The sequence below is a fragment of the Shimazuella alba genome, from assembly GCF_009831235.1.
Taxonomy (GTDB): Bacteria; Bacillota; Bacilli; order Thermoactinomycetales; family Thermoactinomycetaceae; genus Shimazuella; species Shimazuella alba.
In genome coordinates this window covers 46,495-59,123 of record NZ_WUUL01000015.1, presented here as the reverse complement: position 1 = coordinate 59,123, position 12,629 = coordinate 46,495, and the positions used below count along the sequence as shown (strand labels likewise).

The 12,629-nt window shown below is 37.4% G+C and carries 16 protein-coding genes; 13 read left to right on the top strand and 3 right to left on the bottom strand.

Annotation, left to right across the window (positions count from 1 at the left end):
* The first annotated feature begins 25 nt into the window (after window positions 1–25).
* Together GSM42_RS17805 and GSM42_RS17800 are read left to right on the top strand one after the other, a co-directional pair.
* Window positions 26–856 carry a sulfite exporter TauE/SafE family protein gene (locus GSM42_RS17805; protein ID WP_160802894.1) on the top strand — a complete coding sequence of 277 codons (831 nt, stop codon included), beginning with the start codon at window positions 26–28 and terminating at the stop codon, window positions 854–856.
* Between the two features lie 13 nt (window positions 857–869).
* Window positions 870–2,312, top strand: a complete 1,443-nt coding sequence (locus GSM42_RS17800; protein WP_160802893.1) for a bifunctional metallophosphatase/5'-nucleotidase — start codon at window positions 870–872, stop codon at window positions 2,310–2,312.
* Here the strand turns inward: GSM42_RS17800 and GSM42_RS17795 are convergent.
* Complete coding sequence (locus GSM42_RS17795) at window positions 2,260–2,736, bottom strand: QueT transporter family protein (protein WP_160802892.1); 477 nt, start codon at window positions 2,734–2,736, stop codon at window positions 2,260–2,262. The two genes, GSM42_RS17800 and GSM42_RS17795, sit on opposite strands and share 53 nt — an antisense overlap.
* A gap of 50 nt (window positions 2,737–2,786) precedes the next feature.
* On the opposite strand from GSM42_RS17795, the gene GSM42_RS17790 reads away from it, so the two are divergent.
* Entirely contained in the window at window positions 2,787–3,044 is a 258-nt protein-coding gene (locus tag GSM42_RS17790) for a DUF6154 family protein (protein WP_160802891.1), read from the top strand.
* A 58-nt stretch (window positions 3,045–3,102) separates the two neighbouring features.
* Complete coding sequence (locus tag GSM42_RS17785) at window positions 3,103–3,411, top strand: YunC family protein (RefSeq protein ID WP_160802890.1); 309 nt, start codon at window positions 3,103–3,105, stop codon at window positions 3,409–3,411.
* A gap of 196 nt (window positions 3,412–3,607) precedes the next feature.
* Here GSM42_RS17785 and GSM42_RS17780 read toward each other — a convergent pair whose 3' ends face one another.
* Together GSM42_RS17780 and GSM42_RS17775 are read right to left on the bottom strand one after the other, a co-directional pair.
* On the bottom strand, window positions 3,608–3,811 hold the full coding sequence (locus GSM42_RS17780; protein WP_028776793.1) for a cold shock domain-containing protein: 204 nt from the start codon (window positions 3,809–3,811) through the stop codon (window positions 3,608–3,610).
* A 136-nt stretch (window positions 3,812–3,947) separates the two neighbouring features.
* Window positions 3,948–4,379: a DUF2621 family protein gene (locus tag GSM42_RS17775; RefSeq protein WP_160802889.1), complete on the bottom strand. Its 432-nt coding sequence runs from the start codon at window positions 4,377–4,379 to the stop codon at window positions 3,948–3,950.
* 249 nt (window positions 4,380–4,628) lie between these two features.
* Between GSM42_RS17775 and GSM42_RS17770 the strand changes: the two genes are divergently transcribed.
* From GSM42_RS17770 to GSM42_RS17730, 9 genes are all read left to right on the top strand, one after another.
* A complete protein-coding gene (locus GSM42_RS17770) occupies window positions 4,629–5,279 on the top strand; it encodes a hypothetical protein (RefSeq protein WP_160802888.1) in 651 nt (216 codons plus the stop codon).
* A gap of 417 nt (window positions 5,280–5,696) precedes the next feature.
* Complete coding sequence (locus tag GSM42_RS17765) at window positions 5,697–7,292, top strand: ABC-F family ATP-binding cassette domain-containing protein (RefSeq protein WP_160802887.1); 1,596 nt, start codon at window positions 5,697–5,699, stop codon at window positions 7,290–7,292.
* A gap of 40 nt (window positions 7,293–7,332) precedes the next feature.
* A complete protein-coding gene (gene yfkAB / locus GSM42_RS17760) occupies window positions 7,333–8,439 on the top strand; it encodes a radical SAM/CxCxxxxC motif protein YfkAB (protein WP_160802886.1) in 1,107 nt (368 codons plus the stop codon).
* A gap of 62 nt (window positions 8,440–8,501) precedes the next feature.
* Window positions 8,502–8,930 (top strand): pyrimidine dimer DNA glycosylase/endonuclease V, encoded by a 429-nt coding sequence (locus tag GSM42_RS17755; RefSeq protein ID WP_160802885.1) that lies wholly within the window; start codon window positions 8,502–8,504, stop codon window positions 8,928–8,930.
* A 67-nt stretch (window positions 8,931–8,997) separates the two neighbouring features.
* Window positions 8,998–9,900 (top strand): TIGR01777 family oxidoreductase, encoded by a 903-nt coding sequence (locus tag GSM42_RS17750; protein WP_160802884.1) that lies wholly within the window; start codon window positions 8,998–9,000, stop codon window positions 9,898–9,900.
* A gap of 10 nt (window positions 9,901–9,910) precedes the next feature.
* On the top strand, window positions 9,911–10,399 hold the full coding sequence (locus tag GSM42_RS17745) for a TspO/MBR family protein (RefSeq protein WP_160802883.1): 489 nt from the start codon (window positions 9,911–9,913) through the stop codon (window positions 10,397–10,399).
* A 12-nt stretch (window positions 10,400–10,411) separates the two neighbouring features.
* A complete protein-coding gene (locus GSM42_RS17740) occupies window positions 10,412–10,882 on the top strand; it encodes an SRPBCC family protein (RefSeq protein ID WP_160802882.1) in 471 nt (156 codons plus the stop codon).
* A gap of 298 nt (window positions 10,883–11,180) precedes the next feature.
* Window positions 11,181–12,023 (top strand): hypothetical protein, encoded by an 843-nt coding sequence (locus tag GSM42_RS17735; protein WP_160802881.1) that lies wholly within the window; start codon window positions 11,181–11,183, stop codon window positions 12,021–12,023.
* Window positions 12,024–12,620: a class D sortase gene (locus GSM42_RS17730; protein WP_160802880.1), complete on the top strand. Its 597-nt coding sequence runs from the start codon at window positions 12,024–12,026 to the stop codon at window positions 12,618–12,620. It begins immediately after the preceding gene.
* Window positions 12,621–12,629 lie beyond the last annotated feature (9 nt).

Sequence of the window (12,629 nt, the reverse complement as noted above, 5' to 3'; positions counted from 1 at the left end):
CAGAACTTTTTAGGAGCGAAATGCAATGCTGTGGTTTATTTGGTTACTCTTATTTTTGATCGGGTTATTTGCAGGGACATTAGGTAGTTTGGTTGGAATTGGTGGAGGTATTATTATTGTACCTGCACTTTTGTATGCAGCGACTGTTTTTCCAAGTCTATCTTCCATCACACCTCAATTAGCAGCGGGAACTTCTTTATTAATTGTCATGCTTACGGCGGTTTCTTCGATCATCGCATTTCAAAAACAGAAAAGAATCGATTACCATAGTGGGATTCTTTTTTTTATAGGAGCAGGTCCTGGGGCATTAGTTGGAGCATATTTGTCTAAGTTTTTTTCTGCGGATGCATTTATGGCCGGTTTTGGATTCTTTTTATTGCTTTTGTTTTCTCTCATGATGTTCCAAAATAAACTCAAACCAATATCGTTTGCGAAAGAAGTCAAACGGACATTTATCGATTCATCAGGTGAAACGTTTACGTATGGATTTCATCGTCCTACTGCTATTATCATTTCCTTTGTTATTGGGATTATTTCTAGTTTATTTGGTATTGGTGGAGGGGCAATGCTTGTTCCGATGATGCTAATTTTGTTTCGTTTTCCACCTCTAGTAGCTACAGCTACATCTATGTTTGTGATTTTTCTTTCGTCTATTACTGGTAGTATAACGCATGTGTTACAAGGACATATTTTTTGGCTTGCTCTTGTATTCATCGCTCCAGGATCATGGATTGGAGGGCGACTAGGAGCATATTTATCACAAAAAATGAGCAATCGAGTTTTACTCATTATTTTTCGAGTGATACTAGTATTGGTTGCTGCAAAAATGATTTTAGATGGGTTACATCTTATGTAGAGAGAGGATTAATATGAAGCGAATACATCTCATTCATACCAACGATGTGCATAGTCACCTAGAGGCAATGGCACAAGTTGATAGCTATGTCATGAGGCAACGAAAACAATGGGAGATAAATGGTGAAGTTGGCTTCTTGTTAGATATAGGAGATCATTTGGACCGAGCAAGATGGGAGACAGAAGGGACCAACGGATTAATCAACAAAGCTATTCTAGAAAAATCCGGTTATGATGTTGTTACGCTTGGCAATAATGAGCTACTGACTTTTTCACATGAAGATTTAAACGCTTTGTATGAAAATTCCTCTTTCCAAGTAATTTGCTGCAATGTAGAAGATCCACTCTTTCCGCCATATCAGTTATATGAATCCAGTGGAGTTAAATTAGCTTTTATAGGTGTGACTGTCCAATACTATGAATTGTATCAATCTCTAGGATGGAATGTAACAGATCCATTTGTGGCAGTGAAGCGGCTTGTGGATGAATTGCGCACATATGGATATCACATCATGATATTATCCCATCTGGGATACCCGAGTGATGTTCAAATGGCAAAAGAGATAGCAGGCATAGATGTTATTATGGGAGGACATACCCATCATTTACTAGAAGTACCTGAGAAGATAAACCAAACGACCATTGCAGCAGCTGGAAAACATGGGAAATATATTGGTCATTTACAATTGATTTGTGATGATGATGGGGATTTAGTAGATGTGCAAGGCGGTTCCTTTTTGTTAAACGAGAAACAAAGTCCAAGAGTATTACAGGTTCTTCATCAACATCAGCAGATAGCAACCAAAAAGTTAAATGAACCTGTGACACATCTGGAAGATGAGCTTTTGGTTAACTGGAGAGAAGAAGCCCCATTTGCAAATATGTTGGCAGATAGTCTTGTCAAATGGACTGGGGTAGATTATGGTCTAGTTAATAATGGACAGCTGTTATATTCTCTTCCGAAAGGTGTTGTAACAAAGCGGGCATTGCACACTGCTTGTCCCCACCCGATTAATCCAGTCGTCATAGCAATAAAGGGAAGTGAGTTAAGGCTGACTCTGGAACAATCCCTCTTAGAAGAATTTAAGGAACAAAAATTACAAGGTTTTGGTTTTAGAGGGAAAGTGTTGGGCAGCTTATCGGTATCAGGAATGACCATTACCTACAATCCAACAAATCCCCCATATAAAAAAATACAAAAAATATACATGGGTAGAAACTTACTTGATGATGATAACATATACCATATAGCTACTATCAGCATGTTTGTGTATAGTCTTGGGTACAAGCTATTGAGCAGGGCAGAAGTACTTCACTATTTTCTTCCAGAAACCTTGCGCGTTGTATTAGCAACTGGTATGCAATCGTATCATCTTCAAAAAGCAAGCAAGCAGAAACGTTGGATTATTTCTTCCCCCATGGAAGAACATGACGATAGCGCTCTAGCAGGAACATAAATGGAATCCCGAGTATATAACAGACTCCGATCTGTCCCAAACCAACATATACGATCAACCAAGGGATGCTAACAGGTAATCCGCCTATTACCCCAAGCAGAGTTCCAACGATCACTGCATTGACAATAACTGGTGGTAGTGGAGCGAGATATTTATTTTTTGTCAATGATGTGAGGTAAGCGGCGATCAACGTTGCCAAACTTCCAAAGATCACGTCGTAAATACCTGCTGGGCTGAACAAATTGGCAAGAAGCGTTCCAATGAATAGTCCTGGAATTGCTAAAGGTGTAAAAAATGGTAGAACTGTTAGCACTTCAGAAACACGAAATTGAATGAAGTTGAATGAGAGCGGCGCAAATATGTAGGTTAGTAGTACATAGATTGCTGCAATCATTGCTACGATAGTAATGTTTTTAGTAGTCATATATTGATTCCCCCTACAACATAGTATGACTAATTTGAGGAGGATTTTCCATGAGTTTTGCTGACGAAGTATATTCTATGTACCGTGAGCAGCTTCAAGATGATGAAGAAGATGCAATATCCATTGTTCTAAACTTACTCGAAGATCAATCGCATGAGGATTTACTTCGTTTGCTAGAAAAACTAAGTATCGATGAATTGTCCCAAATGTTGGGGATTTATTTGGTTGAAATGCTGAAAATAAAAATGATCCAAGATGGAAAACTTCATCCACACAAATCCTTTATAGATAGTAATCGCCTACACTAAAAAAACACTCTTTTCCGCTTTTGCTCATAGGCTAGCAAAAGGAAAGGAGTGTTTTCTTTTGATTGAAATGAAGCCAATAACGATTGATGGAGATGTAACTGTTCTTGGTGTAGAAGTAAAGCTGCCTAAAACAACATTAATTGCAATCACAACAGATGTAGGTTATATCATGTGTGGAGCACTTGATGTAGGTTTGTTAAATGACCGATTATCCAGCAGAAATATCATTGCGGGTAGAGCAGTTGGCGTCAAAACGTTAGATGAATTACTTGCAGCTCCTTTAGAGTCTGTTACACACACAGCAAGAGATATGGGAATAACAGAGGGAATGACTGGAGAACAAGCATTACGCAAGATGATACATTAGTATTTTTTTCGTTTTCGTAGTTTTCGTAATACGATTGGTAACACATATTTAGCAGCGAAGCGAACAATATTTGATATCATCCGTTTTTTACTCATCATGAACCTCCCATTTCTATTCGATTTCTATCTTTCTTCTAGTATAAAGCAAAAAGAAAAGGAAGCACAAATTTGTGCTTCCTTTTCTTTTTATGTGATTATTATCCGTTTACACGAACAACGTTAGCAGATTGAGGACCACGATCGCCGTCAACGATTTCAAATTCTACAGCTTCGCCTTCTTCTAAAGTTTTGAAGCCATCGCCTTGAATTGCGGAGAAGTGTACGAATACATCGCCACCATCTTCACGCTCGATAAAACCATAACCTTTTTCTGCGTTAAACCATTTTACTTTACCCTTCATTCTCTTGGGCCTCCTTTTGTGTATTAAAAAGCGGATCCTAAGAAACTGGATCGATGAACCTACTTACAAGAGGCCACAAGACCATACTTGGGTATTCCACTTTTTAATTCTGATACCTATTATGCCACAAAGAGGATCAATCTAGCAAGTGTCCATAAGGTTTTAGATCAATGTTTTTCTTTTGTAGCGTTTTCAAAAGCCACTTATGATCACGTTTTGGAGTTGCAAGAATGTATCCCTCTATAATATATGCTTCTGTCATTTTATTTGCGTTATGTTGAAGTGCGATTTCACCAATTTTGCCAGCAATTTTTTGTTTCGCTACATCACGAAACAGCTCAGGAACTGGCGCTACCAACTCATTTAACAATAATTTTTGATCCGTATCCCACAGGTGTATCGTTTTTTCTATATAGTGGTTTTGCCAATCCAATTCAGATTTTCCATCTGCTTTTGGTAAGCTTTTTAGGAATTTCCGGAACATAAAGTAGCCGCCAATGGTCATAAGCCCCATTAACACGACCCAAAAAAACTGATAAAAAATGGATAAAAAATAAGGAGTATTCACCAATCATTCACCTCTATCCTTATTATAAGGATTTAAATCGCAAAAATGAACCATTTTGTTCACAGGGTTCAGCACAGACGAAAAGTTGGAAGATATAAGAAAATTAGGTTCTATTTCAGTAATATTAAATGTTGTAGTAAATCTGTAAAAGAATTTTTTCCTTTTTGTAATGAATAGGTGCCACAATAGGGGGATAGTAAACAGTATAGTAATGTGTATAATATATAATCGTTAGGAGAGGAGTTTTTTATGAGCTGGACCAAAAACCACAATCGATTTAGACTGATTACTTCCCTCCTATTAACACTAATCTTAGGTGGAATACTCTTAGCAGGACAAAAGCTAATTTATACAGATAAAATGAAGGTTTTTTATTTCCAAGGAAAACCAGGCACTTTATTTTTTGCACTATTTGCCTGTACAATTGCCGTCTACTTTTATCTGCTCACCAAGAGAAATAAAGAATCGGGAAAAGTAATGCAGAAATGGTGTCTGACGCTAAATACTATTTTATTTGTCATTTTACTCCCCCTGCAGATATTTAGTATGGATTCTTATTTCTACATCTCGGATCGAGCTGTTGTCGAATCCAAGTTTTGGAATGTGGGCGATAAAGAGACGGTAAATTGGAAAGATCTGAAAAAATCAGTGCTCACGGTTTTGGGAGATGCAAATGGTAACACCGTATCTATCATCAATCATCTGGTTTTCCAAAATGGCAAAACATATGATATCAATATATCCACAATAGGAAAACATGAATTTAGCAAGTTACTTACTTATATCAAGAAACAAAATCTTTTGGTAGAGGTTAAAAAGCCAAGTGAAGAACAGCTGCAATTGGTAAAAAGTAACTACGGATCACAAGTAGCGAAATTGTTTACGACAGAAAATAGTTAAACGAACGAGAGCTTAAAAAATGAACCAAAATCGCCCCTTTCTGGAGTAAAATTTTGGTTCAAAAAAGCAAATAAAAAAAAGGCCTATGGCCTTTTTTTTATTAGAGACAGAGTTGAATAATCGCGTAGATGGATGCCCATAATGGAATGCTCATTAGACTTGCGTTTAAAATTCCGACCGTTGCGTTCATAATTTATTTCCCCCTGAGGTTTGATTTTTAATTCATCTATGTAAGGTTTTTAAAAGTCTTGGTTAACTTGATAAATTTAGTATACAGATGAACATGCTATTTGTCTTAAAAATTGCTACAATGTAATCTACATGTAAAGTTAGGGAGAAACGGCTGTAATTAAACAACAATATGTTGTTATTTGTTACAATAGGGTCTTCAAAAGATAGGAGAGGAATGTCTAAATAATGATTCATGTCAGTAATGTGAGCTACCGCATAGGTGGTCGTAAATTATTTGAAGATGTAAATTTGAAGTTTACTCCTGGAAACTGTTATGGGGTTATCGGTGCAAACGGAGCAGGTAAATCAACTTTTTTGAAAATACTCTCTGGTGAAATAGAAGCAAACACAGGTGAAATTTCCATTGGTTCTGGAGAGCGACTCGCAGTTTTAAAGCAAGATCATTTCCAATACGATGAGTATCCTGTTATGGAAACAGTAATCATTGGTCATGAACGTCTCTATCATATAATGAAAGAAAAAGATGGATTGTATGCCAAAGCAGATTTTTCGGAAGAGGATGGAATGCGTGCTGCAGAGTTAGAAGGGGAATTTGCGGAACTCAATGGTTGGGAAGCTGAATCAGAAGCAGCGATTTTGCTGTCTGGTCTTGGTATTACAGAAGAATTACATCAGAAAAAAATGGCTGATTTATCAGGACCTGAAAAAGTAAAAGTTTTGCTCGCTCAGGCTTTATTTGGTAAACCAGATATTTTATTGCTAGACGAGCCTACTAACCACTTAGATATCGCAGCAATTCGTTGGCTAGAAGAATTTCTAGCGCAATTTGAAAATACGGTTATCGTTGTTTCTCACGATCGGCACTTTTTAAACCAAGTATGTACCCATATGGTTGACATTGATTTTGGTGAGATTCGCCTTTATGTTGGAAACTATGATTTTTGGTATGAATCTAGTCAATTAGCTTTAACACTCGCAAGAGAAAAGAATAAAAAGCTAGAGGAAAAACGGAAAGAATTAGAGACCTTTATTGCGCGATTTAGTGCAAATGCCTCTAAATCAAAACAAGCTACTTCTCGAAAAAAACAACTTGAGAAAATTACATTGGAAGATATTAAACCTTCTACTCGACGCTACCCCTTTATCCACTTTGAACCAGAAAGAGAAGCCGGTAATGATATATTGCGAGTAGATCGGATTGTGAAAGAGATAGAAGGAGAAAAAGTATTAAACCAAGTTAGTTTCACTCTCAACAAAGGAGATAAGGTCGCTTTTGTTGGAGATTTGGAACTAGCCAAAACTACTCTCTTTCAAGTGTTAATGGATGAATTAGAAGCTGATTCTGGAGAGGTGCACTGGGGGATTACGATCAAAAAAGCTTATTTCCCCAAAGATCATGCTGACTATTTCCTGGGAAATGAGTCGAACCTCGTCGATTGGTTACGTCCTTATTCTTCTGATCAAACGGAAAGCTATCTACGTGGATTTTTAGGGAGAATGCTATTTTCAGGTGATGAGGTATTAAAGAAACCAAGTGTATTATCAGGTGGAGAAAAAGTTCGTTCCATGTTATCCAAGATGATGTTAAGTGGAGCTAATGTTCTCATTTTAGATGAACCTACCAACCACCTTGATTTAGAATCTATTACTGCTTTAAACAAAGGTTTGTCTAATTTCTCAGGATCTATTTTATTCGCTTCACATGATCATCAGTTTATCCAAACGATTGCAAATCGGATTATTGAGTTTACACCAGATGGAATCATCGACAAACAAATGAGCTATGATGAATACTTAGATTGGCGTTTGTCTATTTCCTAAGAAATAAATTGTCGAATGAACCACAAGAAGGTGTAAAGAAATGAAATTGCCAATTTCCCCGCAGTGGGACCCATGGGATGCTTGGAATACCATTCAAGCAAAACATCGTTATGAGTTGACAAGTATTGAGTTCACGGTTACGAATCTCTGTAACTTACGCTGTGAGCATTGTGCAGTCGGGGAAACACTCCTCCATAAAGAAGAGCCATTTATCTGTTTTCAAACAGTTTTTGACCGTTTGGATGAGCTTGAAACACTACAAACCATTAGCATAACAGGTGGTGAGCCAGTTTTTCATTCAGACACGGTGGAAAAGGCGATCAAACCAATCTTGCAGTATGCAAAAAAGCGTGGAATCTATATACAGCTAAATACCAATTTGACCCTGCCCTATCATCGTTACGAGGGATGGATCCAAGATGTAGATGTTGTTCATATTTCATACAACTACCGCGATTATCATGATTTTCATCGAATGGTTTATGCCAAAATGAATCGGACAGTTTCTGAAGCCGTTGCAGAAAAAACGTTTCAATTGATGAAGGACAATGCAAAAAAATTAGCAGAGCAAGATGTGTTTGTATCCGCAGAAACATTTCTTAGCCCTTTCACTGCTTCTCATATTTTGCAGATGCATGATGATATCGTAGAGATGGGTTGTAAACGGCATGAGGTACATCCTCTGTATCCCAGTGATTTTGCAAAAGGAATGTCGTTGCTATCCTTAGATGATTATCGAAATGCAGTGGAGCAACTGATTGAAAATCCAAAAGCATGGATATTATTTGGAACTCTTCCCTTTTTCCCTTGTAGTAATGAGAAAAATGATCAGTTGTTATGGAAAAAACTACATTACCAAAAAAATGTAACGGTTCGTCAAGATCCTGATGGAAGAAACAGATTGAATATTAATCTATTCACAGGAGATGTTACCATAACAGATTTCGCGGATATTCCTTCATTTGGAAATATTTTCACACATAAACTTGCTGATATTTTTGCAGCTTGGTTACAACATCCAATGGCGAAAAAACTGCATTGTATATGCCCAGCTGCAAAGTGTACCGGTCCAAATCTTTTAGTTGCAGATAGTTATTATCCAGAGTGGAATTTTTCAGAGAGAAAAGCCCATATTGAAGTAAGTTAGCCCCATAAGCGGGGTTTTCTTACATTTGTAAATGTAAATATATTCAAAATGAGGTGTTTTTTATGCGGTTATGGAGTATCCATCCCAAATATTTGGATACAAAAGGGTTGGTTGCGTTATGGAGGGAAACACTGCTCGCGCAGGCTGTACTTCAAGGAAACACCAAAGGTTATAAAAACCATCCACAGCTAGATCGTTTTAAACGACACCCGTCCCCTTTATCGGCTATAGGAACTTATTTAAGTGCCATTCATCAACATGCTTTGGTGAGAGGGCATGATTTTGATGAAAGTAAGATAGGCTCTCCTCGTACATCCAGTTTGATTCCAGTAACAAAAGGACAAGTAAAATATGAAAGAGACTGGCTTTTAGAGAAATTAAAAGGCAGAGCTCCTGAACAGATGGGAGTTATTATTTATGAGGAGGAGATGGAAATACATCCATTATTTTTCCTAGTAGAAGGGGAAATAGAATCATGGGAGAAAATATAACATAGGATATTTTGTCATAATTAGGGAAAGTATGGGAAATTGAAAAGTGTGATATGGAGGGGATTTCTTGAAAATTGCAATCACTGGTTCTACGGGAATGGTAGGACAACGTTTGGTTCACTCCTTACAGGAACAGGGACATCATATTTTTCGTGTGATTCGTTCACGAAATGCAAATTTTAAAGAACCTACCATTTCATGGGACCCCGAAAAACAATTTATCGATTTACAACAACTAGATGGTATGGATGTGGTGATCCATCTTGCAGGAGAGAATATCAGCAAGCGATGGAGCAAAAAGCAGAAAGAGAAGATTGAAAAGAGTAGAGTGGATGGTACACACTTACTATCTACTTCTTTAGCTCGTTTGAAAAATCCACCAAGATGCTTGCTTTCAGCTTCTGCGATCGGTTATTACGGTAATCATCCTGGATCCTCTTCCCTAGATGAGAATAGCGAACAAGGCAAGGGTTTTTTACCAGAGGTAGTAACGAAATGGGAAAATGCAACCCAGTCTGCAGAAGAGAAGGGGATTCGTGTTGTTCACATGCGTTTTGGAGTGGTTTTAGATACACATTCCGGTGCACTAAGAAAGATGCTATTTCCCTTTCAATTGGGATTAGGAGGGAAAATCGGAACCGGACGACAAATTTTGAGCTGGGTTGCTTTGGATGAGTTACCTTCTATTATTCAGTTTTTGATCGAAAAAGAAGATGTGGTAGGGGCAGTGAATGTAGTAAGTCCTGAACCTGTTACCAACTATCGATTTACGAAAACATTAGGCAAAGTACTCAAGCGACCTACGCTGTTGCCGATTCCAACGTTCTTGTTAAAGCTGTTATATGGTCAAATGGCAGATGAATTATTGATTGAAGGAAGTAGAGTTTCGCCAAGAAAATTAAAACATAGCGGATATACTTTTCAGCATTCGGACTTAAAACGAACCCTGGAGCATATGTTTAACAACTAGAAGGGGGAGGATGATGAAGGAGCATAGGCATGCGATACTCTCATTTGTAGCTTTTTTATCTATCTGTTTTCTAGTTGCACTCTCAGGGACGTTATTTACAGATGTAGCCGATAAAAGCTGGTTTGACAGCTTGCAAAAACCGACATACCAACCACCGGCTTGGGTATTTGGTCCTGTATGGATGGTTCTTTATATTCTTATCGCAATTTCCGGTTGGCTTGTATATACGCGAGAGAAATCGCCTATCCGCAAATTTGTTTTACAAGTTTTTGTCGCTCAGTTAGCCTTAAATCTGTTATGGACGGGCTTGTTCTTTGGATTGCATTCACCTGTACTAGCGTTATTTGATAGTGTTTGTTTGCTGTGTACGATATTTTATTACATTGTCATTTCCCGAAATCTATCGAAATGGTCAGCTCTGTTATTTGTTCCGTATGCCATTTGGGTACTATTTACAACGTTATTAAATTTATCAATATGGATGCTAAATCCAGTCTAAAAGGAGTGACAAATGAAAATATATCGAATGGAACATACACAGCATTTAAATATTTCATTGGATGAGGCATGGGCTTATTTTTCTAACCCTGTTAATCTTTCAGAGATGACACCTAGTTGGTTAAAATTTCGATTAACGAGTTCTCTTGCTGAGAAGATTTATCCGGGGCTTATTATTACATATCAGATAAAACCGATTGCACGGATCCCTCTTACTTGGGTCACGGAAATAACACAAGTCAAAGATAAAGAATATTTTGTAGATGAACAACGTTTTGGACCATATGCTTTTTGGCATCACCAGCATCATTTTAGACAATTACATAGCAGTGTGGAGATGACAGATATTGTTCATTATGCATTACCACTAGGTCCAATTGGAAGATTGTTTCATCCACTATTAGTGAAAAATAAAGTGAACGATATATTCCAGTACAGAAAAAAGAAAATAAAAAAAATATTTTTACCAATTGGCGAAAATTAAGTTTTGTCCAATAGCCTTCTTAGTAAGAAAAGGAAGGCTATTTTCATGTTTAATAAGAACACAAGAAAAAAATTGTCGAATGAAAAGGTCATTTGTCAAGTCCTAATCTCCAAAAAATATGAAAAAGTGTTGAAATAGGGTCTTGATCTGTAATAATATAGAGAAAAGACGCACATTTAGTTCTACTTTTTTCATAATTCAAAGCAGGATAGATGAAATTTGCTGAATGATGACAATTTCAAGATTTGGTTTCATTTACCAAATCTTTTTTCGCTCAGATTTTGAAGGAGGCATTCTGTTGCAAAAGGATCCAAAACGAGTATTGGAATCATTTCGAGTGGAAGAAGAAGATCCGCTATTACATCATCGCCCCAGGAAGTTTCGCAAGCGAAAAAATGAATTGAGTCAGGTATCTAATACAGCAATTCTTTCCCTTTGCTTGGTTACTGGATTGACTTCTAGTGTGGGTAGTGCATTTGCCAATTCTTTAGATGATCAAGAAAATCACAAAGCCCCATTAGATGAACCGCCTTCGAAAGTGGAGTTAGAGAACAAAGCTCCATTGCAGCAACAGGAGACTCCACAAAACAAATCGGATGAGATTATACCAACAAATCCACCATTAGATGAACCTGCATCAGATGTGAACAAGCAGCAACCCGAAAACAGTAATAATAAGCAAAAACACATAGAAGAGGGTAGTAGCGAAACTTCCAAACAAAAGGAAACAAAGGTTTCTGAGAAAGAAAAAGTACCACAAAAAGCTGAAGAAAAAACGAATTCAGATGAAAAAGCATCAACATCTAACAAAAAAGAATCAAACAAAACACCATCTGCCGAACAAAAACCAGTAACAAAGGACTCATCTAAATCAAAACAAAAAGAAGAAAAGTCAGCTATACCTCCTACAAATGAAAAAGAAGCAAAAACAGATGTTATCAAAGAACAAAAAGTGGAAAAACAAGAAAAGAAACCAGCAGAAAACACACCTACTTCACAAAATGATGTAATACTCCCTGTGACAGAGGAAGGTGGAGAGCTTCCAGAGACAGCAGGAGATGATCTAAATCAGGTTGCTCTAGGTGCAGGGATGGCATTAGCTGGAGCATTATTATTGAAACGTAAGCGAGCAAAATCATAAATGAAATGGGACCGTATAATTGCTCTGATGTTTGTTACAGCAGGAGTAGCATATGGAAGCTACTCGCTTATTCTTTACTTCCAAAAATTACAAAATAATGAATCTAATTTATCATCTGCGGAGATTGTAAAACAAGAAAACATTACCAATCTAACAACAAAAGAAACTCTGCCTATCGTTGTTCCGAACGATCAAAGACCTACTAAAGGCCAGCATTTTGCTGATTTAATCATTCCTCGATTACAGGTGAAAATTCCAGTAATAGAGGGTACACATGAAGATGAGTTGAGTGTAGGGGCAGGTCATTATGCAGGAAGTGTACTACCAGGTGAAGGCGATAACTGTGTTATTGCTGGTCATCGCGATACCGTTTTCCGAAAGATGGGACAGTTGAAAAAAGGAGATCTACTCCAAGTTTCGACAAAGCAAGGGGTATTTACTTACCGAATTCGAAAAATGTGGATTACTGATTCAGATGATCGTACGGTAATTGTTTCTCGAGATGAACCGATTTTGACTTTGGCAACCTGCTACCCATTTACTTTTATTGGACCTGCTCCGAAACGTTACATAATGGAAGCAATATTAGTGAAGTAAATTTAGAGG